At 43.4% G+C, this 23,539-nt stretch carries 23 protein-coding genes; 4 read left to right on the forward strand and 19 right to left on the reverse strand.

The genetic code is table 11. The features are described from left to right. The first annotated feature begins 2 nt into the window (after positions 1-2). From ACO06Y_RS01980 to ACO06Y_RS01990, 3 genes are all read left to right on the forward strand, one after another. On the forward strand, positions 3-1,709 hold the full coding sequence (locus ACO06Y_RS01980) for a RagB/SusD family nutrient uptake outer membrane protein (RefSeq protein ID WP_422082149.1): 1,707 nt from the start codon (positions 3-5) through the stop codon (positions 1,707-1,709). 124 nt (positions 1,710-1,833) lie between these two features. Continuing rightward, entirely contained in the window at positions 1,834-3,147 is a 1,314-nt protein-coding gene (locus tag ACO06Y_RS01985; protein WP_422082150.1) for a polysaccharide pyruvyl transferase family protein, read from the forward strand. A gap of 541 nt (positions 3,148-3,688) precedes the next feature. Further along, complete coding sequence (locus tag ACO06Y_RS01990; protein WP_422082151.1) at positions 3,689-5,155, forward strand: carbon starvation protein A; 1,467 nt, start codon at positions 3,689-3,691, stop codon at positions 5,153-5,155. Between the two features lie 255 nt (positions 5,156-5,410). On the opposite strand, the gene ACO06Y_RS01995 is transcribed toward ACO06Y_RS01990, so the two are convergent. From ACO06Y_RS01995 to ACO06Y_RS02025, 7 genes are all read right to left on the reverse strand, one after another. Continuing rightward, complete coding sequence (locus ACO06Y_RS01995; RefSeq protein ID WP_422082152.1) at positions 5,411-6,430, reverse strand: alpha/beta fold hydrolase; 1,020 nt, start codon at positions 6,428-6,430, stop codon at positions 5,411-5,413. 21 nt (positions 6,431-6,451) lie between these two features. After that, entirely contained in the window at positions 6,452-7,321 is an 870-nt protein-coding gene (locus ACO06Y_RS02000; protein ID WP_422082153.1) for an NmrA family NAD(P)-binding protein, read from the reverse strand. Between the two features lie 44 nt (positions 7,322-7,365). Beyond that, positions 7,366-7,743 carry an iron chaperone gene (locus ACO06Y_RS02005; protein WP_422082154.1) on the reverse strand — a complete coding sequence of 126 codons (378 nt, stop codon included), beginning with the start codon at positions 7,741-7,743 and terminating at the stop codon, positions 7,366-7,368. A gap of 15 nt (positions 7,744-7,758) precedes the next feature. Continuing rightward, on the reverse strand, positions 7,759-8,622 hold the full coding sequence (locus tag ACO06Y_RS02010; protein ID WP_422082155.1) for an alpha/beta fold hydrolase: 864 nt from the start codon (positions 8,620-8,622) through the stop codon (positions 7,759-7,761). 111 nt (positions 8,623-8,733) lie between these two features. Continuing rightward, positions 8,734-9,222 (reverse strand): SRPBCC family protein, encoded by a 489-nt coding sequence (locus ACO06Y_RS02015; RefSeq protein WP_422082156.1) that lies wholly within the window; start codon positions 9,220-9,222, stop codon positions 8,734-8,736. Position 9,223: 1 nt separating this feature from the next. Beyond that, a complete protein-coding gene (locus ACO06Y_RS02020) occupies positions 9,224-9,544 on the reverse strand; it encodes a metalloregulator ArsR/SmtB family transcription factor (RefSeq protein WP_422082157.1) in 321 nt (106 codons plus the stop codon). A 269-nt stretch (positions 9,545-9,813) separates the two neighbouring features. Then, positions 9,814-11,220 carry a hypothetical protein gene (locus tag ACO06Y_RS02025; RefSeq protein ID WP_422082158.1) on the reverse strand — a complete coding sequence of 469 codons (1,407 nt, stop codon included), beginning with the start codon at positions 11,218-11,220 and terminating at the stop codon, positions 9,814-9,816. Between the two features lie 286 nt (positions 11,221-11,506). Here ACO06Y_RS02025 and ACO06Y_RS02030 point away from each other — a divergent pair, with 286 nt between their 5' ends. After that, on the forward strand, positions 11,507-12,769 hold the full coding sequence (locus ACO06Y_RS02030) for a hypothetical protein (protein WP_422082159.1): 1,263 nt from the start codon (positions 11,507-11,509) through the stop codon (positions 12,767-12,769). A gap of 115 nt (positions 12,770-12,884) precedes the next feature. On the opposite strand, the gene ACO06Y_RS02035 is transcribed toward ACO06Y_RS02030, so the two are convergent. From ACO06Y_RS02035 to ACO06Y_RS02090, 12 genes are all read right to left on the reverse strand, one after another. Further along, the gene (locus tag ACO06Y_RS02035) at positions 12,885-14,246 is read right to left on the reverse strand and encodes a serine hydrolase domain-containing protein (RefSeq protein ID WP_422082108.1); all 1,362 of its coding nucleotides are present in this window, start codon (positions 14,244-14,246) and stop codon (positions 12,885-12,887) included. A 102-nt stretch (positions 14,247-14,348) separates the two neighbouring features. Beyond that, the gene (locus ACO06Y_RS02040; protein WP_422082109.1) at positions 14,349-15,140 is read right to left on the reverse strand and encodes a helix-turn-helix transcriptional regulator; all 792 of its coding nucleotides are present in this window, start codon (positions 15,138-15,140) and stop codon (positions 14,349-14,351) included. Between the two features lie 338 nt (positions 15,141-15,478). Then, positions 15,479-16,369 carry a VOC family protein gene (locus tag ACO06Y_RS02045; protein WP_422082160.1) on the reverse strand — a complete coding sequence of 297 codons (891 nt, stop codon included), beginning with the start codon at positions 16,367-16,369 and terminating at the stop codon, positions 15,479-15,481. Next, positions 16,366-17,190 (reverse strand): class I SAM-dependent methyltransferase, encoded by an 825-nt coding sequence (locus tag ACO06Y_RS02050; protein WP_422082161.1) that lies wholly within the window; start codon positions 17,188-17,190, stop codon positions 16,366-16,368. Before ACO06Y_RS02050 ends, ACO06Y_RS02045 begins: the two co-directional genes overlap by 4 nt. Positions 17,191-17,502: 312 nt before the next feature. Beyond that, entirely contained in the window at positions 17,503-17,973 is a 471-nt protein-coding gene (locus ACO06Y_RS02055; RefSeq protein ID WP_422082162.1) for a YybH family protein, read from the reverse strand. Positions 17,974-18,025: 52 nt separating this feature from the next. Further along, complete coding sequence (locus tag ACO06Y_RS02060) at positions 18,026-18,628, reverse strand: GNAT family N-acetyltransferase (RefSeq protein WP_422082163.1); 603 nt, start codon at positions 18,626-18,628, stop codon at positions 18,026-18,028. Between the two features lie 24 nt (positions 18,629-18,652). Then, positions 18,653-19,450, reverse strand: a complete 798-nt coding sequence (locus ACO06Y_RS02065; RefSeq protein WP_422082164.1) for an isocitrate lyase/PEP mutase family protein — start codon at positions 19,448-19,450, stop codon at positions 18,653-18,655. A gap of 9 nt (positions 19,451-19,459) precedes the next feature. After that, positions 19,460-19,981 carry a methylated-DNA--[protein]-cysteine S-methyltransferase gene (locus ACO06Y_RS02070; protein WP_422082165.1) on the reverse strand — a complete coding sequence of 174 codons (522 nt, stop codon included), beginning with the start codon at positions 19,979-19,981 and terminating at the stop codon, positions 19,460-19,462. A gap of 310 nt (positions 19,982-20,291) precedes the next feature. Next, on the reverse strand, positions 20,292-20,453 hold the full coding sequence (locus tag ACO06Y_RS02075) for a hypothetical protein (RefSeq protein WP_422082166.1): 162 nt from the start codon (positions 20,451-20,453) through the stop codon (positions 20,292-20,294). Between the two features lie 45 nt (positions 20,454-20,498). Next, positions 20,499-21,089 carry a TetR family transcriptional regulator C-terminal domain-containing protein gene (locus ACO06Y_RS02080; RefSeq protein ID WP_422082167.1) on the reverse strand — a complete coding sequence of 197 codons (591 nt, stop codon included), beginning with the start codon at positions 21,087-21,089 and terminating at the stop codon, positions 20,499-20,501. Positions 21,090-21,427: 338 nt separating this feature from the next. Next, entirely contained in the window at positions 21,428-22,129 is a 702-nt protein-coding gene (locus tag ACO06Y_RS02085; protein ID WP_422082168.1) for a response regulator transcription factor, read from the reverse strand. Then, on the reverse strand, positions 22,119-23,390 hold the full coding sequence (locus tag ACO06Y_RS02090; protein WP_422082169.1) for a sensor histidine kinase: 1,272 nt from the start codon (positions 23,388-23,390) through the stop codon (positions 22,119-22,121). The genes ACO06Y_RS02085 and ACO06Y_RS02090 overlap by 11 nt, the downstream gene beginning before the upstream one ends. Between the last annotated feature and the right edge of the window lie 149 nt (positions 23,391-23,539).

Below are 23,539 nucleotides of genomic sequence, written 5' to 3' on the forward strand. Positions count from 1 at the left end.
AAATGAAAACTATAGGAAACAAAATTGCTTTAATCGTTCTTCTGAGCACGCTTTTGCTCTCTTGTGGAGAGGATTATTTAGAAGAGGTGCCGTTGGATCAATTCAGCCCTGAAAATTTATTGGTAGATCAAGCAGGTTATGAGGCGGCGGTGGTCGCGTTGTACAATGAGGCTAGGGAGGAATATGCTATCGCCTCCAATATTTTTGAATATATGAACTTTGGTACGGATATAGCAAAATGGGGCAGGGTAGATAGCAGAGGGCTACGTGATTATAACCTATTGACACCGGTTTTGGGGGCTACAGAAATTTATTGGGACTGGGCCTACAAGGATATGATACGGCAGGCCAACTTCATTTTGGAGGATATTGATAATCCCGAATTGAGCATTTCCGAAGGGGATAGGAACAACATTAAAGGCCAGGCACTTTTCTTTCGTGGATATACTTATAACTTCCTGGTCAACCTGTACGGAGGAGTGCCAATTGTGTCAAACAGCCTCAAGGAGCCGAAATTCGATTTCACAAGGGCGAGTAGGGAGGCGGTACTACGTTTTATTGTCGATGACCTAACCCTGGCCACCGAGCTATTACCAAAGGAAGTCGAGGATGGCCGAATTCCCAGGGCTGCCGCATATCACATTTTGAGCGAAGTGTACATCTCCTTGGGATTGGAAACCGGAGACCTAGGTTTTTATGATGCTTCCATAGCAGCGGCAAGTGCAGTAATAAACAAGGAAGGTGGGGACTATGAATTGGTGACCGCCCGTTTTGGTCCGGCCAGCTCCGAACCGGGTGATGTCTTCTCTGATGTTTTCGCACACGGACAGATCAATAGGTCTACCGGAAACACCGAGGTTATTTGGGCCTGGCAATTTGAGGCCTTTAATATTGGAGGCTTTTCCGAAGGTAGCGGAGACCAAGGTAATAACGGGCCAAGGTATTGGGCCCCTGAACATTATGTACTCAAAACACCCAATGGAATCCAGAACCTACCATCCGATAGCCTTAATCGCGGAATCGGGATAGGATCTCCAACGAACTATTTTAAGTATGATATATGGAAATCCGACCCCGGCGATATCCGTAATTCAAAGTATAACATAAGGCGTACGTTCTACTATAGCAATCCTGAGGATGCCGAGTACTTTGGTGAACCAATGTTAACGGCTAGGGGTGCCGACGGTAATCTGTACGTTGCCCTGGAAGATGGCACCCTGACCGATCAGATTCTGGATACATTGCGCCAATTCTACCCTTGGATTCGGAAAACTGATGGGGAACCTTGGGAGGGAAATGCGTTGTCAGGAAGAACCTCTAAGGATTTAAGTGTAATCCGTGTCGCAGAAACCTATTTGCTTAGGGCAGAAGCAAATTTTAGAAAAGGTGACCTTAGTGCAGCAGCACAGGATTTAAATGTGGTAAGGAATAGGGCTAACGCGAGCTCGATTACGGCCGCGGAAGTAACCGAGGATTTCATTTTGGACGAAAGGGCCAGGGAATTGGTAGTAGAAGAGCCCAGGATGCGAACCCTTATTAGGATGGATAGACTGGTGGATCGGGTACGTACCTATAATACAGAACCTGCGGTACCTGGAGGGCTCTCTTCGGGAAGTACTATCCAAGATCATAATCGCCTTTGGCCTATTCCCCAAAAAGTAATCGACGCCAATGTAGAAGCGGAATTTCCCCAGAACCCAGGTTATTAAAGGCTATAAAATTAGTTATTTGAGTTAGTTCGATAAATCGGGCGGTATTTTCATTAGACTACTTATCCGATGTATGTTTACCCTTAAACGGTTGAACGCCCCGTTAATTTTAAAAAAGAAGAAGATGAAAAATATGGAAGAACATAATTATGACAGAAGAAATTGGTTGAAGCTCGTGGCATTGGCCAATACAGGTATCCTATTACCAACCCCGCTACTTTCCTGCATGGACAAAGCATCACGACAAAGCCAGGAGGAAAAAGTAAACACTTTATTGGTCATATCGGGTTGGCAAGAAGTGAACATTGGGGATATTGCCCACACACCCGGACTTCTCCATGTCCTGGAAACATTTTTACCGAATGCCAAGGTCATACTTTGGAAAAGAAAAAGGAGCGAAGAAGTGGAAAAGTTGTTGAAAAGGAATTTTCCTAAAGTGGAGATTGTCTATGGAAGCGTAGATAACAACTATGACGTGGACAATCCTGAGGTGTACGATGCCTTCAAGAGATCCGACTTATTGGTACATGGATCGGGCCCCTCCGTAGTGGGAAGAACCAGTCTGCAGGCTTGGCTAAAACGTACTGATAAGCCTTTTGGTATTTTCGGGACTACGATCCAGGAAATAGACGATGATTTGGAGCAATTGTTAAAAAAGGCCGCATTTATCTTTACCCGTGAGACCCAATCGATGGGAATATTAAAAGATCATGGTATTGCCGGAGAGCACATTGCCTTTGCCCCGGACGCTACTTTTTTCATTGACATCAGGGACGATAATAAGGCCAATGCATTTCTAAGGGAACACGGTCTTGAAGAGCAAAAGTTTATTTGTGCCATACCTCGACTTCGCTATTCTCCTTACCATAAAATACGAAAAGTGGATTGGTCGGAAGAAAAGATAAAGAAGGTCGAAACGGTAAACGAACGCCATAAGGAAGAAGATCATGCCAAGCTCCGAGAGGCGATGATAGCTTGGGTAAGGGAAACCGGTAACAAAATATTGGTATGTCCGGAGATGACCTACCAAGTGGACATCATGGACGAACTTTTAATTGACCCATTACCGGAGGATGTTAAGCCTCATGTGGTAAAAAGGGGTTATTGGATGCCGGACGAGGCCGCCTCGGTATATGCAAAGGCACATACTATATTAAGCTTTGAATGCCATTCCCCCATAATATCGGCAGCAAATGGTACACCAATGTTCTATCTGCGACAACCAGAGGACACTATAAAGGGGCATATGTACTATGACCTTGGTTTTGAGCAGTGGGTATTTGAGATTGAGGATACGACAGGCAAACAAATAGCCGATACTTTACGAGAAGTTTGGACCAATTATGATGCGGCGAATGCGAAACTGAAAACAAATATGGACAAGGTTCAGCAGATTTATAAGCAACGGACCGATTATATAAAGAAAATTTACGGCTAAGATGAATTTTCCCTGAAATCTTGTTTCGGAATTTCTGTATTGAACCAGATAGGATCACTGAACATTATGGAAATTATCAAATGAGAACTATATGCACCTAGGTTTGCAATCCTAGGATTCCCAACTTAGTATACGAAGGGGTCTCCACAGGGAGCTTTAAAGATGAATTTGAAAAGGTAGGTATATCAGGATAATCATATGCAGGTTAAGCAACGGAATGATGACAATTAATTACAAGGAGTTCCTCTACCCAATAACCCCATTAGAGTTGGGACTTATGGCATGCAATCATATAAGTTACAAATCCATAGTACCCAAAAGGATGTATGTGCCAGCCAAATGGCTACTATTTTTCCCGGGCAATTCATATTGCATTTGTATACATATGTATGTAACCCATATTTGTAGCTTATGTGCCAAAGAGCGTGTAACATTTTGGGTATGAATTTCCAGTAGTTGGGCTATGCTAAAATCAAACTGGTTGACAAAGGACCGACAAATATTGAGTCTGAAAAAGTAGGAGTAACAAAATCTATTTACATTGATTTCATTTTTAATTGCCATAATTGTACTGATATTAGGATATTTTGTTTACGGCAGCTTTGTAGAGAAGGTATTTGGGATAGATAGGAATCGACCCACTCCGGCAGTTGAACTGCAAGACGGTGTTGATTTTATACCCTTGCCAACCTGGCGAATATTTTTGATTCAGTTTTTGAACATTGCAGGTCTGGGGCCCATATTCGGGGCCATCGCAGGGGCAATGTTCGGCCCTTCGGCATTTCTTTGGATAGTCCTTGGTAGTATTTTTGCCGGTGCCGTACACGATTATTTTTCGGGCATGCTGTCCGTTCGTCACGATGGATTGAGCATTAGTGAAATAGTGGGAATCTATTTGGGTCAGGGAACAAAACATATGATGCGATTTTTCACTGTAGTCTTGTTGGTTTTTGTGGGGACGGTCTTTTTGGTAGGCCCCGCAAAAATTATTGATGGCATGATAGGCAATTTATGGGGCATCTGGGTATGGGTTGGTATAATTCTGGTGTACTACATGGTATCTACCCTGCTTCCCATTGACAAGGTAATTGGAAAACTATACCCTCTTTTTGGCATGGCCATGTTACTAATGGCCATTGGTCTGCTCCTAGCATTGTTTTTCGGGGATTATAATATCCCTGAGTTAACCCCGTCCAATTTGGTCAACATGACATCCAATCCGGAGAAAACCCCTTTGTTCCCTATACTCTTCGTTACCATTGCATGTGGTGCCATTTCCGGTTTTCATGCCACTCAGTCCCCCTTGATGGCCAGGTGCATGAAGAACGAAAAATCGGGCAGAAAAATTTTTTATGGTGCCATGATAACGGAAGGTATAGTCGCCCTTATTTGGGCAGCGGCCGCCATGACCTTTTTTGGAAACGTTTCCGAACTTAACGCTACCATGATCGCCAATGACAATAATGCGGCTTGGGTCGCCAATGAAATTTCCTTGAATATGCTCGGCGGAATTGGGGGGCTGTTGGCATTGTTGGGCATTGTTGCGGCACCTATTACCTCTGGCGATACAGCTTTTCGCTCAGCAAGGCTTATTCTCTCCGATGTATTCAAATCCGATCAGAGAAAGATGCGGAACAGATTGTATATAAGTGTTCCGCTTTTCATCATCGCCTTTACACTCACCCAAATCGATTTCGGAATCATATGGCGTTATTTTGCATGGAGTAACCAAACATTGGCAACAGTAGTGCTATGGACAAGTACAGCTTATCTGATAGTTAAGGATAAAGCTTATTGGGTAACCCTGACACCCGCGCTGTTTATGACCATGGTCTGCACTACATACATATTGATCGCCCCGGAAGGATTTCAGCTGGGAAACCGCATAGCCTACCTCGGCGGTGTCATAATAACCATGTTGATTGCAGTACTGTTTTGGGGTTATATTACCAAAAAAGCAATTCTATATGGCAAGTCGAAAAATCATTTTCATGACTCTATACCATAGAAAAACGTAGTTGTTTGAGTTAGTTTTTGAAAGGGGCGAATGGTAGTTTTCGTCCCTTTTTTTTGGTGATTACTGGTTTTAAAACACACATCCCAACTACTAATCAAAAGTTCCATGAAAGAGCAATTGAAAGAGACCCAACTGGGAAGTAAACAAATCCCAAAAACGTTCCTTTCACAACACTAGAGAAAAGAGTCAAGCTTTAATAATGACAAGCCTTTGTTAATCTAACCTTACATGGCCATAGGTATGGTGTCATTTGTTCAGAATTTCGGTGGCCAAATAGTCATTGAATTTTTCAGGTTCCACAAAAGGCACATAGTGGCCGGAGTTTTCAAAATACAGTATGTCCTTATTAGGTGCCTTGATTTTTTCAAAATACTCTTGGGTAAGTGAAAATGGCGTATTGAAATCACATTTCCCGACGAGGAAATATACCGGTACCTGAAAAACGGTATGCGTGCTAAGTAAATCCAAATCTATGATTTCGCCCCATAAGTGCTCCATTGAAAAGCTTTCGCCTTTGCTTATGAATCCTTGGTCGATGTGTTCTTTTGCCTTATCACTGATTCCTTCAAACAGCTGCCCCATTGAAGTTCCTTCACAAAAATGCCCATAATTTTTTCTGTTCCATTTTCTCAGTGTTTTGAGTGCGGATAAATCAGTTTTGGGGTCACCGGATGGATAGAAATTCAGAAGCGGTTTTAGTTCTTCCAAAGCTGCCCAATTTTGTTGCTCTTTAGCTTTTTGAAGATTGTAATCCAGGCAAAGTTTTTCGTTTTTTCTTCCATTTACGACCTGACCGACGCTAATGAACGCTTCGATCTCTTGTGGATACCGGTGCGCCAGATAAACTCCTATGATCGTGCCGGCAGAAAACCCCAGTAAATAGGCCTTATCCTGTTCCAATTCTTTTTTGAGGAACGATAGCAGTTTATGGGCGTCGTCCGTAAGTTGTTGGTAGGTCATTGATTCGGCCGGTGTATTTTCGGTAAAGGTCAGTCCCGTGCCCCTTTGGTCATAAGCAACGACGGTAAAGTGATCTTCGAGTTCTTGATTATAGGTCTGCCATAGGTAGAAATCAGAAAACCCGGGACCTCCGTGAAGTACAAATAAAATAGGGTTTTTAATGTTTTCCCTTTTTATGAACACCAAATGGTCAACACCGTTGACCTCTATCCTATATAAACTGTCAATTTTCTTTTCCGGCCCTGTTTGTGAGAACAAGGCACCGCCCCAAACTGTAAGTACAGCCAGCTTGATAATATTCCTCAATAGAAAATGGTTTAGTTGCACTTACAGGCCATTTAAGTAATCATTCAAATATCGGTCAAAAGTTGTGTTGAGATATATGGGGTTTTCCCCTTTCCCCTCGGGCTCCGCTTTTCCTTTGGCAACCAAATCGGTCATTTCCACAAAGTTTTTGGTCGCATTATCGGAAAACCCGATACTTTTCATGGTTTTGCCCCAGTCCGATTTGGGAATTTCAAAGGTATTCACCTCTTGGCCAATTGCTTTTCCCATTGACTCGGCAATATCGTTCGCTGAATATTCATTGGGGCCAACGATTTCAATTGTTTCCGAACGGTCAACCCCTTTCCTGATTTTTTCGGCAATGAATTTTGCCACATCGTTAGGCGAGATCATATTGAACTTCATATCGGTTGGATAAAAGGATGGCAACATTCCGTTTTCCTTGACCATATCCAGGGACATAGCCCAATTGCTGTAATAGTAGGCCGGACGGACAAAGACTTTATTGATATCCAGGTCTATGAACCTTTTTTCGAGCATATTGGACATTAATAGGTTGCCCGTTCCGCTTTCAAACTGGGCACCGATAGAGGAAAGACCGATCAACGACCTGATACCGGACTCCTTGACCGCTTTGTGGTAATTGTCCAACAGCTCTTTCGTTTCGCCCAACACGTCATTCGAGGTAACATCTTCGGGTGTAAGCACAAAAAGGAGTTTACCATCTTTTAGGGCACTTTTCAACGCGCCAAGGTCGAAGTAATCGGCAATGATGACTTCTGCACCTTTGCCTTTTAGCCAATCTGCCTTTTCTTCGTTTCTTATTACCGCTTTTACCGGTAGCCCCTTTTCTATAAGGTGTTCAACTATTGCAGAACCGACCTGTCCCGTTGCCCCTAGAATTATGTTCATGTTCTATCCAATTTTTGTTCTAAAATAAACCTGTTGGCTATGGCTCAACCACTTTTTGCCCTGAACTTTGCTGTGTTTTCCTCCTTGCGTATCCCTACAATTTTTTTGATGACTTGCTTGGGCAATGGTAAGTCCGGATGAAAGTGGAGCGTGGAACCGGAATTCTTGATACCAAGGGATTTCAGTTCTTCTTTCATTGATTTTATCAGATTCGGGTTCATGGTATAGAAGCTGATGGCATCTTTTTTGACCCCGAAACCTACCAGCATATAGTACAGTTTAAAAGTCGGGATCTGATAGCTTATCAACTCCTCGGCCTCCGGTGCTTCCTCTTTGATAATGGAACAAATTTCCTCCAACCCTTGATGGTAACCTGTTGGTTGCAGGGTGATATAATCCATTATGGTTTTTGGGGTTTTCATCGGCTTGTCTTCGAATCAGTCTGAAGGTGGTTTTGCATCCAGGAATAAGGGCACCATGGCCATTAACCAATCCGTCCGCTCCATGACCCCGACATGGGTGGTTCCCGGAAGGATGGCCAATTGGCTTTGGGGCGCGGACATAAAATCGGGGGTGGGGCCACCTCCTTTCAGACGGTACATTTCAACGGTATGCTCAGGTCGCACAACATCCGCATCCCCATTGATAAAAAGTATCGGAAACGGGATTTTGGAGATCTTCTCTGCGGGCCAGTCTTGGGGAGATTCATCCAGCGCTATGAGCTTTTTCATTAAAACTGGAAAATTCTCCGGATTGGGAGAAAGTGAGTCATAAGCCCGCTTGAAAGGTGTGCCCTCCATATATTCGGGTTTCATCTGACCGATCATAGCGGTAAGCTCCGGGTACATCCCCTCCGATTTGTAGGAGGCCGATGCGACCACCATTTTATTGATAAGTTGGGGATGTCTTATGCCCAATTGGAGTGCAACTCCACCACCCATGCTGTAACCGAACACGTCTGCCTTTTCCAGTTTCAGATGTTCGATAAGGGCGGCCACATCATCGGCAAGGTTCTCATAGGTAATGGGGCGGTCAATGTCAGCAGTCCGTCCATGCCCTTGAAAATCCATGGCTATGACCTGACGGTCCTTGGACAGCTTGGTCAGGAAATCCCCCCATAAGCTCAACGTGGCATAGGCCCCGTGAAGTATTACAATCGGTTGTTTATCCGTTTTTTCTCCGTGAAGTTCATAATACGTGTTCAATCCGTTGGTAGGGGCGTAATTGCCATTTTGGGCCCTTGCATTTTTGATTGACAGTAATACAAACAGTATAAGAACGGTCCTGTTCAATGTCTTCATAGTCTTTATCCTTTTTTTTCAATGTTTGATATGTGTTTACTCATAAAACCCTAATTATAGGTGTTTAACCCCGTCGTGTTTCATTATCTCTTCGGATAGTCTGGGCATGCATTAGGAATGCAGCTTTTGAAGAACTTTGTCCAGATTTTCAAATGCCATGGAAAGGCCTTCCTTCATCCCCATTTGAATGACCTGTTGGAGGTGTTCTTCCGAAGCATATTTTGAGGTTATTGTCACAACGGTAGTCTTGCATATATCCTTGAAAAGGTTCTTAAATTCCGATACGGGCATTTCGGGGTTGATGTTCCCCTCATCATCGCAGAACGCATCCTCGCCAGAGAATTGTTCATGGACATTGATTGAAAGGTAATTAGTGCGGGCCATATGTTTTTCTCCCTCCGGCCCTACCATGGCATAAACACGATGACCGCCCTCTGAGAAATCCATATATGACGTTTCGGATTTCCATGGCTTTGGGGCCCACCATTGATCCAACAGTTCGGGCTCCGTCCATGTTCTCCAGACAAGATCGATCGGTGCGTTGAACGAGCGCTCAACCCTTAGAACATTTCCTTCCGCAGTAAAATTGGTTTTGTTCATTTTATTCGTTTTTTAGTTTGTCCAATAGATTGTCGAGACCTTCAAACCTGCCCTCCCATATTTTTCTAAAGGGTTCGAGCCATTTGTCGATCTCTTTCATTTTTTCGATTTTGATTTTATAGTGTATCTCTCTTCCTTTCTGCTCGGAATCGATAAGCTCCGATTCCTGTAGGATCTTGATGTGCTTTGAAATGGTGGGCCTTGCACTATCGAAGTTGGAAGCGATGTCCCCGGCGGTCATGTTCTGGGTGATCAAGAGGGCTAGTATCGCCCTTCGGGTCGGGTCGGCAATTGCCTGGTAAACATCACGTCTCGTTTTCATTGTGAAGCCATTTGGCTACAAAAATAAATGAAGTCAAGTAGCTACGCAATATGAGAAGTGTTAAATTTTTCTGGTCTTCATAAAAAATGGCGGATTAATGGGACCGATGTAGAAAAATTTCAAGTTCCGATTAATCGTTGGCTTTTTCTGAAATCTTGACAAATGGTTTGCCGGGCCTACCAATATATCCCTTTGTTTACCCAAAACCAAGATCTGTTCGTAGATGAAAACCGAAAGTTTCAAAAAGGGAAGTTCTCTGTCTTCCCCAACTAATCCATACGTTTCGCATCCATTAGGGACTTATCGCCCCTGTAAATGGTGAAGTTGGCAACCCTGTTCCCGCCATCCTTGACGAATTCCACCTCCATGCTATCCTCGCGCGAGAAAAATCTGTTCTCGGCCATAGGATAAAGTAGAATAGTAGGGAAACCCTCACTGGATAAGGTGAGTATCCCATCCTCCTTGCCGACACTTACCCTGGTGCCACTTGATAAGCTATAATTTCCTATATACGTATCGATCAATTCGGCCGGCACATCCACCAAACGGGAGTCAAAGGTGGGATCGGGAGCAATTGTGATCCCCTCCATGTCTTCCAGACGCGCCATGGCCCCCCTGCCCCAGAAAGGGTCATTGGCCAGTCCGACGAGCAGTTCGTTCGCTCCTTCCTTGAGGGGCAGCGTGAAGGAGGTGTTCTCGATCGAGCACCGCCCACCCGGATCTTTCTCCATCAACCTGCCTTGTAAGTTTTTGTCCAGATAAACCATTTGTCCGTTCAGGAAGACCCATACGTCGTCCACGAATCCAAGATTTACTTTTTTCCGTTGGGCCATGGTCGACTCTATCCCCACTTTCAACCAGATCATACTTCTGGTGTCGTTGCTCCCAAAAGTCCGGGTCAGATTGACCAGGCCCCGCCATTCGGTTTCCAGGACCCGCCACGGGGTTTTGGGAGAGGGCAGCAGATCATAGCTGAAATCCACCTTCTCCGGAATAGCGACCGGATCGCTCACGGCCCAACTACGGATGTACCTAGGATCGTTGTGGGTAGGGTCCATTTCCTTCAATGGCAATTGAGTTCCTGTCGTTTCGGGCGTTATGGTAAGATTTGAAACGGTCATTTCCCCTTCGAAGGCCAATGTTCCCTTCTCTGGATTGCCAGCTAACCGATTTACTTCCAGAGCCGGCCGATCAGGATTATTTATGAACACGCGCATCCGGCCATTGGATATGACCATCTTTACATGGTTCCAATCTCCTTTGGTAAAGTTTGCATTGGATTGATAGTGCGGGTAGATATCCCACATCAAAACCCCGTCGATGATCGGTGCGTACTGCACCGCTTCCAAGGCCATGGGCTTTCCGGACTGGCCCATGCGAAAGTAAAAGCATTCGTTTTCCATGGCGTCCCGATAGTGGAAGTAAAAAGTCATACTGTTGGGCTTGACATCGAATTCGATGATACCTTCGGAAAAATCAAGGTTTTTGGCCACTACCTTTTCCCTGCCTGATAGAATCTTCATGGACCGCTTGCCTTCTTCCTTTGTGAACTCCACCTGGCCCGCTTTGAACGTCCATTCCTCCGCTACAAGCGGCACGGTGTAGATCTGGTCGGATTGGGCGAACAAGAAATTACCTATAAGGCAAAAGCATACTGACAACGTACTTTTTTTCATGATTAAAAAGACTTTGATGCAGGGCCAGTGCCTTTTTGTACGTCACTGACCAATAATGATTCCGGTTATCGCACTATACAAAACCCCGGGTATGGCAAAATTTCGTCAAAACTAGGCAAGCCAAGGAAAAAAAGCTGTCCATCCCTTGTTCAAATTCGGTTCAAGAAAGTTCATGGCCGGCAAAAGTCTTTCAAAGCCCATGGTTTCATTATCTTAGTGAACGGTTAACCAAGGAAGCAGACCCATGAGGCCCGACGTGATGTTTTTGACTTTTTGTCTTGAAACGGTGGAGAGGAAAATTGATTGGGGCAATAGCAAGTATTGGACCCAGACCGACTTTGAATCACTGAGCGAAAGGATTCTGGAAGAGACGGGCAGGAGCTTAAGTCCGAGCACACTTAAGCGACTTTGGGGCCGGGTCAAATATACCAATATGCCCCAGACCGCCACATTGGACACCCTTGCCAATTTTATAGGGTATCCCAGCTATCGGGATTTTGAACGGGAATGTCGCGGATCCGATTCAAAAAGAGGGGTGCCTATATCCGCCCAAGATCCAGTTCCCAAAGGGAATACTTCTCGGAAAGGCAAGCTTGCCAAAGGTGGCCTATTGTGGATCGGATCGATGACCGGCTTTCTCATATCCCTGTCGTTGGCATTCCATCTGAGCCAGAGGAAGGAAGATGGCATGGTCGTGGATTCCTCGCAGTATTCGTTCAGTAGCCGTCCGGTATCGACCGGTATCCCCAATTCCGTGGTCTTTACCTTCGATGTATCCTTGGCCAGGACAGATTGCCTGCAAATCCAACAGTCCTGGGACGAACGCCTACGTTTTTCCATAGAACGGGACCAACGGCAAGCAACTTCTATCTATTATTACCCCGGCCTCTTCCAAGCCAAACTAATGGTGGATAACGTGGTGGTGAAGGAACATCTTCTTCATATCGGCACCGATGGATGGCTTCCACTGGTCGAACGGATGCCCGTCCCTGTCTATTTCACCCCTGAAGAAAGCATCAATGACGGTGTGCTGGGTCTTTCCGTGGAGCAGTTGATGGACCGCAATATCTCCCTACAGCCGGAGGTTCCCAAGGTCAATTACTATTATGTTGGCGAAATGGGCGGGCTATCAGGGCATGACTTCACCTTGGAAACAAGCCTGAAAAATACTTTCGCCACTGGTAGCGGCGCCTGTCAGAACAGCCATCTTGCCATTCTCTTTGAGAATAGTGCCATAGCTATTCCCTTGTCCATTCCCGGCTGTACATCTGCCATCAACGCGTTTGTCGCCGGGAAATCCATGGAGGGAGGTAAGACCGACCTATCGGCCCTGGGGGTGGATTTCACCCAATGGGTAAAGCTACGATTAATGGTGAAGGACAAACGGGTGCAGCTTTTTATCGATGGGCAACCTGTACTGCAGACCGTCTTTTCGTTGGATACCGGAAAGATCATAGGTGTCGTATACCGTTTTCAGGGAACCGGATCGGTCGACTATCTGAGGTTGTACGACAGGGATGGAGCCTTGCGATTTCGGGAAGAATTTTAGGGTATGGGAGGTACTGTCTTGGCATTTAAATTGGAACGCGATTGAAATTTCTATAAATGTTGGTTTTCTGAACCCTACCTTAAGGTGTTTCTTATTCCTGAAGGGATCTTTTGGACTACTCTTTTTTTGTAAAACTCAATAATGCATAAATCATATCCATGTGCAGATATTGTTCCCCACCTTTTCCTTTTGTAAAAAAGTACTCATTCCCTTTAAAAGACCATCTAGCTTCCCCCAAATAAGACAGTGTATCGATTGTAGCGCTCTCATTTTCTATAAGTAGGTGATTGTCCGCATTTTCAATCCTAACTTGCCAATTTCCTTCATATGTTCCCTGGAGTATCGACAAATCCCCCTCATAGGCCGTTTTATCAAGGGTAACCGGAATCAGTTCATCCAACAAGGCGTCTGCTATGGCGAACCAGTTTTCCCGTCGATAGGAGTTCTCCAATGTTACGAGGGAAATCTTTTTTTCTGGAAAGTACATAAGTTCGGCCAATATACCACTCCCCGACCCTCCATGGGCAATGACTTCACGGCCATTCTTCCTATACCGCTGTAACCCCTTGGCATAACTTAGTTTTACGCCATTTTCCAACTGTCCCGGTTTTATCAGCTCGGCATAGGAAACCTTGTTCAAGACAGCATTTCCATCGTGAAGCGCCTTGTTCCATTTTAACAGGTCTTCAATTGTAGAACACAATGCTCCGGCCGAATAGGTCCAATAATAGTAGGGTTCCTCTGCCCTGTACTTTCCACCGTCCACAAAGTTGTAGCCGTGTGCCCTAAACTTTCGGATGGCAGTCCTATCGCAAAAAAATGTATTGTCCATTCCGGATTTTGACAATATATGTTCTGTTGTATACTCTTCATAGGTCTGTCCTGTCAACTTTTCAATGATAAGCCCAAGGATAACATACCCTGTATTACTATAGAGCATCACGGTGCCCGGTTCAAAGTCGAAAGGTTCCTTTTCGACAAGCCTTACCATGGTATCCCGGATGATTTCCCGCATTAACAGGGGCCTGAACCCCGGTAAGTTATTATGACCTCGAATACCGGAAGTATGGTTCAACAATTGACGAATTGTGGGGTCGTACTCCTTGTGCTCGAACTGGATATATTCACTGATATTCTCATCAAGGTCCAGTATTCCTTTTTCTGCCAACTGCATTATGCCCACTGCGGTGAATTGTTTGGTTATGGAACCTATTTGAAAGGACGCGTTTGCCGGTAGCGGAATCTCGTATTCAAGATCGGCAAACCCGTAAGCCTTTGAAAAGATGATGGAGTCCTCCCTCATTACACCAATTGCCATCCCCGCTATGCTCAAGCTATCAATATATGGTTTGATGATGCTATCAACGGTTTTTTCAATTTGGCCATAGTCGGCCTGTGGGGTATAGGGGGAGCAACTGCCAGTCATCAGCAGTAATTGTACAACACATACCGAAAAAAGAAACCTTTGAATTTTCATGCTAAGGGTTTTGTAAAGCGATTGATTGCTGTTTTCGACAAAGTTGGAAGTATTCCAAACGAAAAAATAGAACGGATTTAGCCTGAACTGAAATAATCGGATTCAAAGGTTTTCGAATTTTTTGGGTAAATATCCGGTTACGTTTTTAAAGGTACGGATGAAGTGGCTTTGATCGGAAAAACCACAAATAAAAGCTATTTCGGTAAGGGACAACTTCGAATTCTTGATGAGTCCAAGACTTTTTGAGATTTTGAGCTTTCGTTTATATTCTCCCAAAGTGCACTCCAAATACTTTGCGGAGTATTTTGAAATTGTAACGGGATGTACCTGGGTCAAAATGGACAATTCGTCCAGGGATAAGTGCTCGTTCCAACGATCATGCAAGATTTCCAAAAGACATTTGAACCAACTCGGTCTTTTTTTATCGTTGGCGCTGGTAGGAGCGGTAATTAAGTCGAGTAGGGATAATTCAATGGACAATTGGGTAGAATTGTCCGATATCGCCAACTCCTTAAATATTTTCAGTATAGTAAATTTGGCTTCGAAATTAGCGTTTATGGACTTTTCAACCTCGAATTCTGAAATATCTTGATCACTTAAAAATTGTGGTTCGAACTCGATATTTATGTTCTTCGACTTTCTTTTTGTGATGAATTGATGTGGCTCGCCCGTGTTACAAAAGAGTACATCTCCCGGAAGCCTTTGAAAATCCTTTTTTAGTCTTCTTTCAATATGCCCCCCTTCAAGTAGAAGACTTATATGGGGATTCTCATGACAATGAAATACGTCATTTTTGTAAAGGGTATCATAATGGGTCAATCCAATTGTAAAACCTGGGAAACAATTTAGCTCGGATATTGTGCCTGAATATTGGTTCTTGCCCAGTAATTGCATTTAGCAGTTTAATGAAGGACTTCTGAAAAAACGAAAGGTTACAAAGCACACAGGCTTTGTGTTAAGAACGGTAATTTTAATAAGGCTTGGAAGGAGGCGAAGTTGTCTCATAAAAAGGCAACTTCTTAGGACAGAAAAGGAAAATGGTCCGTTTCCCTTAAATGGTTGGTTTTGCAGAACATAAAATGCCCTGCCAGAATTATACTTACAAAGCTTATCCTAATATTAGGTAATAGAAAAGTCTCAGGGAAAGAATCCATTCAAAAGTTTGCTAAATGGGTCACTGAGATTATATCTTGAATGGTTTCACTTAAATCACGCGGTATTGGGTTAGTTGACTATAAGTATATTAGGACCGGGATTTGCGGCCTGAGATCATGGAATTTACCTTGGGTTCCGTTATCAAAATATATTTCTAAAAGTTGTTCTTTTCCTTTTACAATTTCTACATTCTGCATTTTGTTTACTTCATCCATAGCTTTTGACAAAGGGCCTTTATGGGCCAGAGTGATTGTAATTTTGCTCACTCGCTTCGCTTTGTTGTCATGTTCATAAAATCCCCGCATCTGTTCGGACATTCTGGCAAGATCGTTGGAATCTTTAACAATATTCTGAAGTTCCGGGCATACAACAAAGGTCAGTGGTTCATTGATCAATTGGTCCGAGGATGTGGCAAAGTATAAATAGGAGTCATCCGGCAAGTAGGTCTGGTAAAATCTCGTGGCTCCAAACGGAATTCTACTTGGATCGTAATTTTCCATTTGTAACCCTACACCAAAGGCGGACGCATTGGTGTTCTCGTAGTCCACTCTTTTTTGGGTTTCCAAAAATCCGTATTCCTCATCATTTGCAATCAATGCTTCTCTGTCATGTACAAAGAGAAATTCAAAATAGGCATTCAAAAAATAAAAATACCTGCCTGCTGTTCCTTGGCCTTGATGGATAGTAGATAATGAATCTGGAATTGCTGTAAAACCAATGCTCTCCAACCTTTTTACTATAGCATCTGGGTCTTTGACCCACAGAAAAAAGTGATCTAACCTTAAAGCCGTGGTTTGCTCCTCAAAGGCATTGTCAACTAATATTTCTTGGGAAAGGATACTTTTTGATCCAAAGCCGAAGCCAAATATAATAGCAGTGACCCAAAGTAGAAACGTTTTCCTAACTCCAATTGGGTAGCTATCAATTGGAAAGTCCATCGCATAAAAGTGAAATCGATAAATACTCATATATCTTTTTGATCAGTTTTCCCTTTACCTGCGAAATAGGCATAACGGCTTAAGTGCTTCCCCTCAGCCAAGTTAGCGCATGTCTTGAAAAAATCCTGTTGTCCTTCAAAGGTATCATGTCCCTCTATACTGATTAAGGCCGTACTTTTTCTTTCTCTTTCCACTTCCCAATTACGGGCAATCATAGCCATATTATCCGTTCTGTCTATCTCTTTCAATACCGTAAAGCCGGTTTCCTTCAGAAGTTTCTCATTTACTCCATCAGCGGTAAATAAAAAATAACCAATAGACGCCCTAGTTTCAATTTCTTCTTTCGTCAACATCCCAGTAACCACAATAGGGTCTGTGAAAAGTATACAGCCGTCCTCTTTTAAAAGTCTGTACCATTCCTGAAATACTTTCTTTCGTTTCGGTAAGTGGTTGATGGCATCAATACATATGATTGCATCGAATGTCCCAGTGTCAAAAGGTTGTCGCTTACCACCATCCAACAGTATAAAATTAACCGATGCCTCCAACTTTTTCTCTTTTACCAGAGAAAGTGCATTTTTGATTCCCTTCTCCTGGACATCCACACCGACTACTGAGCAATTTGTTGACTTATTGATTCTTAAAGTGGTTTCTCCTGATCCGCACGCCACATCCAAAAGCTTTTTTGAACTATCCAGCCTAAGCCAATCCATGAACATATCCTGTTCATCAGCGGTTATCCAACTATTCTGGCCAATATCAGTTCCGTAGACCCTAGCCCTTATTTCTCGATACAGGTTCTCTTGGAAATTGGAATATTGTGATTCGTAATGTTTTACCTGTTTGCTCATTCACATCAAAAATTACCGATTACTAAAACAACAAAGTAATATAGTACCTTGGAATAAATTTAAGCAATTAATAGTTAAGGACTTAGCTTGAAGAGGCAGTCTAAAGAATAGCGCTATGTATCTACACCAAAAATGGTATAAGTATCAAAAATGGTTCCATTTATGGTGCCAATAACAATTATCCCTGATTATGTATAAATCGATTTGTACAATATGTATTGGCTTAGTTTCTAATCATATATATTCAACAATGTTTATTTAACCAATGTAGCCTTGGAATATCCGGACAAGACCAAATATAGCGAGAGGAACTCAGTTTGCCGGTGTGTTACTATTAAAAGAGTCCCTGTAAATTTTCCAGCCCTGGTCCGTTTTTTTCCATAGAACAAGGAACTTGCCGTTGTCCATCAGCTCATTTTTGGAGTCGTACGTTTCCCATAGACCGGTTTCGGCCACAAATTCCCTGTCTATGCCGAATATTTCCTGGGTTATGAACTTACCGTTTCTTAGACCAAAACCATAGGCCATTTCGAAGAATCGTTTTGGGGCATCGACACCACAAAGGGCAGGCGCGTTTGGCAGCATAATGCAGGCGTCCTTGGCATAACGGTCAATAAAAATGGAAGCATCATTTTTTTCAAATGACGTAAAATAAATAGCGTTGCTTTCCTCTATGGCTTTCTTGGCCTCTTGCAGATCAGTATCAGAAATGGACTGTGAAATACCCAACAATGGGATCGAAATTAAAAGTGATAATAAGAAGTTGTTAAGATTTTTTTTCATGATAGTTGTTTTTAGTATTAAAAAATATAGAAAATCGAACAGTATGAAATTCCTATATTTCATATCGTACCATTGGCCTGTGCTTTGAGGTCGTGTCCACAACTTTAAAACCGGCACGTTCAAAGGACTTATAGAGGCCGATCCAAGCGAACCCGTCCGGTAACTTGTCCCGGGTTGGGATGGTGGGATAGGCCTCCACAATATTGATCCCCTCTTGTCTTGCGTAATCAACAAGCCCCTTCAGCATCGTAACAGAAAGACCGATTTTACGGTATTCCTTTTTTATGAACATACAGGGCACTGACCAAACTTTTTTATCATCTATCGGTTTGTGCACCCTTGATTTCTCCAAACGACGGAAATCCTCCCTTGGCGAAAAGGCGCACCAGGCGATCGGAATGTCCTCATAGAACCCAATGACCCCGGTGGGCTTTCCATCCCAGACCAGTTGTTTTATCGCATTTTTGTTTTCACCTGCAGCCTTATTTTCATCATATTCCCTTTTAGGAAGTCGAAAGTGCATGCACCAACAGTTGGCACCTGCCCCGTTCTTTCCGAACAGTTCCAAAAACTTGGCCCAGTTTTTTTGGGTAAGTGGCTCCACTTTTATCGCAGAAAGAAAATCATTGTCCATATTGGTCTTATTAATGTTCATGTACTGAATCTCGTTTGGCCCTATTTACCGATTGTTGCCGAATATCGTTTCCACCTTTGCATGCTCAAAAAGTACAGCACTGTTTCGGGAATCCCGTACTTCCATTGCCAATTTTTCAGTGTAGGCAATGACGGCGTCCGATAGAGCATTTCCGATGCTGTAACGCTTGACCCCAAGTAATGTGAGATGTTCCAGATTGGTAAGATTGGGCAGCGCAATTACAGTGAGCGGGGCATCAATAGCCTTCACGATTTGTTTTATCTCATCGGCTTGATGTAAGCATGGTACAAAGACCCCATTGACACCACTTTCTACATAGGCCTTTGCCCGTGCGATGGTCTCAAAGGCCCCCTTTCCCTGAATGTAGGTATCGATACGGGCATTGATAAAGAAATCCCTGTGGCCATTGGCATCAAGAGAGTGCCTTATTCCTGAAATTATTTCTTGCTGCAGCTGTACTGGGCGTAGCGCGCGCTCTTCTTTCAACGAATCCTCAATGTTTATTCTCACTGCGCCGGTATCCGCAATTTTTAAGATGTTTTCAACGATGGCTTTTGGGGAGTGCGCGAAACCGGATTCAACATCTATGGAAATCGGTACTTCGACTGCTTTTACAATATCACGGCTATTAAGAAATTGGTCAAAAGATATGTGCTCGCCGTCATGATAGCCATGGGCATTCGCTACACCGTAACTTGTCGTGGCTATGGCAGGGTAGTCCGTCTGTCCCAAAATTTTTGCGGAAATGACGTCCCATGCATTGGGCAAAAGCAGTGGCCTGTTGTCCCTGTGCAAGGATTGGAATCTTTGGTACTTGTTCATACTCGATAATTAGATTTCAAAAAGTTCCAGTTGATGTTCTTTACCGGAATATCGGTTCTCATGGCGTAATAACCAGTCTTTCTTTTCAAGCCCCCCGCCGAATCCCACCAGCTTGCCATTGCTGCCGATAACGCGGTGGCAGGGACATATAATGGCAATGGGGTTTCGGTTATTGGCAAGGCCCACGGCACGCACCGCTCTGGGGTTATTTATCTTCTTCGCGACATCCATATAGCTAGCAGTTTCCCCAAAGTCTATTTGTAGGAGCTGGCGCCATACTGTTTTATTGAATTCCGTGCCATTGAAAAAAAGCGGGACATCAAATGTCTTCCGCTCACCCTCAAAATATTCTTTGAGTTGCTGTTTGGTACGCCCCAGGACTTTGGAGCTTTTATCCAACCAATAGTGGGAAGGTGGATGGTACGGTTTGTCATTAAGAAACCAAAGCTTTGCTAGATGCCCATCCCGCTCGGTAATCAAAAGCCTGCCCACCGGGGAACTTACTATCTGGTATCCTACCTTTTTCAGCACGGCAAAGAAAATGTTATATGGTTGCGTTGATCAAAACAGTGTTCCATTTCGTGGGATATTAATAGCTGTATTCAGGTGGTGCTATACCTATGCTGTGTAGGAAGAATACTGCCTGTCCCCTGTGATGGGTAGTGTGGTCCATGGTCTCTTTGAATCCACGGACGACATCATCGGTAATTTCGGTATTTTCCAGACTGTTCTTTAACGTATCATAGGCCTGGTCAACATAGGCCAGAACCCCTTCTTTGGTGGTCGCTGTTTTCGGTGGATCCCACGGTGTTTCCCTTTTGTTTATCGAAGCTCCGTCCCATCAAACAATACTGTAGGCGATGTGGTTGATAAGGTCGTTGAACTTCCAATGATCCTTGACGATTTGATGGTCAAAGGTCTCTTCGGGCATTGCCTCCGCCATAGCCAAGGTATAGGTTCTTGAATTCTCCAGTACTTTAATTAATTCCTCAGTGGTTGTCATTTATTAAATTTTAGACCATTTGGTCGGTTAAAAGAGTAAATTTTTTTATTTCCTAATTAATTGGAATATCGTTTTCATAAATATCTTCAAAGCTTTTTCATTGCGCTCCCCTTTCATTTTAAGTACCGCCCCATCAAAACTGGTATGAATGAAATAGGCGAGCTCGTAACTACCGATATCGGAGCGAAAGTCACCGTTTTCCTGGGCCTCTTTGACACAAGGTTCCAGTTTACCAATGATAAGCGCGTGACCCTTCTGTGCCAGCTGGCTAAAGGCGTCGTTATAACCTGCAACCTCCGATGTGAGGTTGTTCAACAAGCACCCATGGGCACATCCTTCATCAGTATAACATTGACTGACCGCACCATAGAACATTTGGAGTCTCTTACCAGCGGAAATACTCCTATTCTTATTTAAGTGGAGTTCCATAAAATCCAGTGAATTTTCGATGTATTGTTGGAGCACCTCCAGCCCAAAGTCTTCCTTGGTCTTGAACATCCCAAAAAAGGTCCCCTTTGGAATGGCAATTGAGTCTACAATATCCGCAGCGCTGGTGTTATGGTAACCGTTCTTTCTTAAAAGCGGTACCCCTTTGTCCACAGCGAGAGTTCTATCGTATTTTTTATGTCTTCCCAAAATATTTACGACCAATTGGTCATAAATATAAAGAATAAATATGGTTCTATGAAAATTACATATACTGTTTTCTAGAGTTAAATTCTAGTAGGCGGACACCAATACGTGACATAGAAATACGGGTTTATGACGGAATGATAAGAGAAATTCAGTATTGCTTATCAATATGGTGCTCTAAATGGGCTGCTTAATGGGACTGATTGGGAAGCAGAAGCAATTTCCCGAGAAATGTTCATTTTAAGAAACACCTGATTACCCAATTCTTATATTGTTTTTACCATTCCAAAAACCGACATGTTCTTTCACATCTACAAAATTCGTGATGGCCAGAATGCCAATTAACCCTCAACCCGAAAAATGAAGCCTTGCCCATGAATGTTCACGATCCTTAAACGGCTGTCCTTTTCAAGATATTTTCTCAAATGGGTAATGAACACGTTAAGGCTTTTTTTGGCAAAGTAATCGTTCCTTCCCCAAATCCGCTGCAGAATATCCCTATGGCTACACATGCGATTCTTATGGTTCACAAGATATCTCAAAAGTTCGTTCTCCCGGGATGTCAATTTTATGGTTTCGCCCTTATAAGAAAGTTCCTGGTTGAGGAAGTCGAAAAAATAATCCCCCAATCCAATTTTTTCGTTTGAATCCGATATTGCTTTCTCTCCTTTGAATCGTGTTAAGAGCATTTTGATCCGGACCACCAGTTCCTCCTCATCGATGGGTTTTTTGAGATAATCGATGGCGCCCAGGGAAAAGCCCTTAAGGACATCAATTTTAAGGGATTTGGCCGTCAAGAAAACAAAGGGCAACTCTGGAAATTTATCGCGAATGCGGGCAGCCAATGTAAAACCGTCCATTTCCGGCATCATAACATCAAGGATGGCCAGGTCGAATGGGAGAGCGTCCATTTTTTCCAATGCTTTTTTGCCGTCTTTTACCCAAGTGATGGCAAAATCCTTCATTTTAAGGTATTCATTGAGCAAATAACCCAGGGACGGGTCATCTTCCACCAAAATGATATGAGGTATGTTAGCCGACATCCGATATTGGAATTGAAATGGTTATCTTAGTACCCTTGCCTTTGGCACTATCAATGGCCACATTGCCCTGGTGCGCCTCTATAACTTCCTTGACATAGTTCAATCCAAGGCCATATCCTTTTACGTCGTGAAGATTCCCGTTCGTTATCCGATAGTACTTGGTAAAAATCCGGGTTTGGTCCTTTTTGCTTATTCCTTCACCATTATCGCACACACTGATCTTAAGTTCACCCCCTGATTTTCTGGCCTCTAGAACTACTTCTGGGTTGTCCGAATATTTTTTGGCATTGTCCAACAAATTGTTCACGGCGTTTTCAAGATGGAAAATTTCGCCCTTTATCTTGTATTCCCCCGGTTCAAGATTATATGAGAACGAAACCCCTTCCATCGAAATCAGACAATGGAACTCTTCACAGAGATTCTTCAAATAGGGTTGGAAATCGACCTGCTCCATCTTGAACACCCTTTTATTGGCCTCAAGACTACTGAGTTCCATCACCTTGTCTATATGCCCTGACAATCGCTTGATCTGTTGCTTCATGATATTTACAATGGGCCGTTGTCCCTCCACGCTGTTTTCCTCCAGTATTTTTGTGGCCAGCCCCAAGGAAAAGACCGGGGTCTTAAGCTCATGTGTCAGATTGTCGATGAATTTATTCGTAGTCGAAAGTAAACTGCGCTGCCAATGATAAGCTTTGATTGCCCAAATCGTGGCAATGATTATTCCCGCAATAAAGATTAGACTGGGGAGCGTGAGCCCGTTCAATTTGGACAGAAAATAGGTGTTCAAGTTATTGAATTTCAAATCCAAAACCAACCTCTTATCCAATAGCTCGGGTAAATATCCAGACAGCTCTATAGGGTAGATTACCATGTCCCTATCTTTCTCAAGTCGCCCAGAGGGATTCAAAAAATATGTTGAGTCCCTCGTGTGCAGCGAATATGAAAAATCCGTATCTATACCATTGCCCACTAACCTTGCCTTCACAAAATCCTTCAAAAAGTGGTTGGAGGCATCCTGGATACTGTCAACACTGGTCTTAAAAAAGGAATTGTCTTCCAACAAGGCACTTCCCATAAGGAAGGTAAGTTTGTTGTGGTTGCTCAAATCCTGTATAATCGATTCACTGGCAACACCGATTTTTCTATCGAATTGAACTTTGGCCAAACTAAGGCCGACCTTAAGGTATTGGTACTGCACTACGGCCAATCCGATTAGGCATATGACAAACAGGGCAATATATAGGCCTCTCCTCCTCAAAACTTTTGCTAAATAACTTATAAATATCTATTTCTTAAGGGGTTTTAATCAATCGCTAATTGAATTAACCTTTCATTAATCTTTTTTGGCCGTTGCTTAATCCAGTGGCACGATAGTGTAGGATATATTGGCCCCAAGTTAACGGTTAA

The organism is Ulvibacterium sp., assembly GCF_965228935.1.
In the GTDB taxonomy this organism is placed as follows: Bacteria; Bacteroidota; Bacteroidia; order Flavobacteriales; family Flavobacteriaceae; genus Ulvibacterium.

Bases quoted from the DNA above. Each gene is read 5' to 3' on its own strand.
- ACO06Y_RS01980 (WP_422082149.1), top strand. From the start codon at position 3: ATGAAAACTATAGGAAACAAAATTGCTTTAATCGTTCTTCTGAGCACG.
- ACO06Y_RS01985 (WP_422082150.1), top strand. From the start codon at position 1,834: ATGAAAAATATGGAAGAACATAATTATGACAGAAGAAATTGGTTGAAG.
- ACO06Y_RS02000 (WP_422082153.1), bottom strand. From the start codon at position 7,321: ATGAACATAATTCTAGGGGCAACGGGACAGGTCGGTTCTGCAATAGTT.
- ACO06Y_RS02005 (WP_422082154.1), bottom strand. From the start codon at position 7,743: ATGAAAACCCCAAAAACCATAATGGATTATATCACCCTGCAACCAACA.
- ACO06Y_RS02010 (WP_422082155.1), bottom strand. From the start codon at position 8,622: ATGAAGACATTGAACAGGACCGTTCTTATACTGTTTGTATTACTGTCA.
- ACO06Y_RS02015 (WP_422082156.1), bottom strand. From the start codon at position 9,222: ATGAACAAAACCAATTTTACTGCGGAAGGAAATGTTCTAAGGGTTGAG.
- ACO06Y_RS02020 (WP_422082157.1), bottom strand. From the start codon at position 9,544: ATGAAAACGAGACGTGATGTTTACCAGGCAATTGCCGACCCGACCCGA.
- ACO06Y_RS02025 (WP_422082158.1), bottom strand. From the start codon at position 11,220: ATGAAAAAAAGTACGTTGTCAGTATGCTTTTGCCTTATAGGTAATTTC.
- ACO06Y_RS02035 (WP_422082108.1), bottom strand. From the start codon at position 14,246: ATGAAAATTCAAAGGTTTCTTTTTTCGGTATGTGTTGTACAATTACTG.
- ACO06Y_RS02040 (WP_422082109.1), bottom strand. From the start codon at position 15,140: ATGCAATTACTGGGCAAGAACCAATATTCAGGCACAATATCCGAGCTA.
- ACO06Y_RS02045 (WP_422082160.1), bottom strand. From the start codon at position 16,369: ATGAGTATTTATCGATTTCACTTTTATGCGATGGACTTTCCAATTGAT.
- ACO06Y_RS02050 (WP_422082161.1), bottom strand. From the start codon at position 17,190: ATGAGCAAACAGGTAAAACATTACGAATCACAATATTCCAATTTCCAA.
- ACO06Y_RS02055 (WP_422082162.1), bottom strand. From the start codon at position 17,973: ATGAAAAAAAATCTTAACAACTTCTTATTATCACTTTTAATTTCGATC.
- ACO06Y_RS02060 (WP_422082163.1), bottom strand. From the start codon at position 18,628: ATGAACATTAATAAGACCAATATGGACAATGATTTTCTTTCTGCGATA.
- ACO06Y_RS02065 (WP_422082164.1), bottom strand. From the start codon at position 19,450: ATGAACAAGTACCAAAGATTCCAATCCTTGCACAGGGACAACAGGCCA.
- ACO06Y_RS02075 (WP_422082166.1), bottom strand. From the start codon at position 20,453: ATGACAACCACTGAGGAATTAATTAAAGTACTGGAGAATTCAAGAACC.
- ACO06Y_RS02085 (WP_422082168.1), bottom strand. From the start codon at position 22,129: ATGTCGGCTAACATACCTCATATCATTTTGGTGGAAGATGACCCGTCC.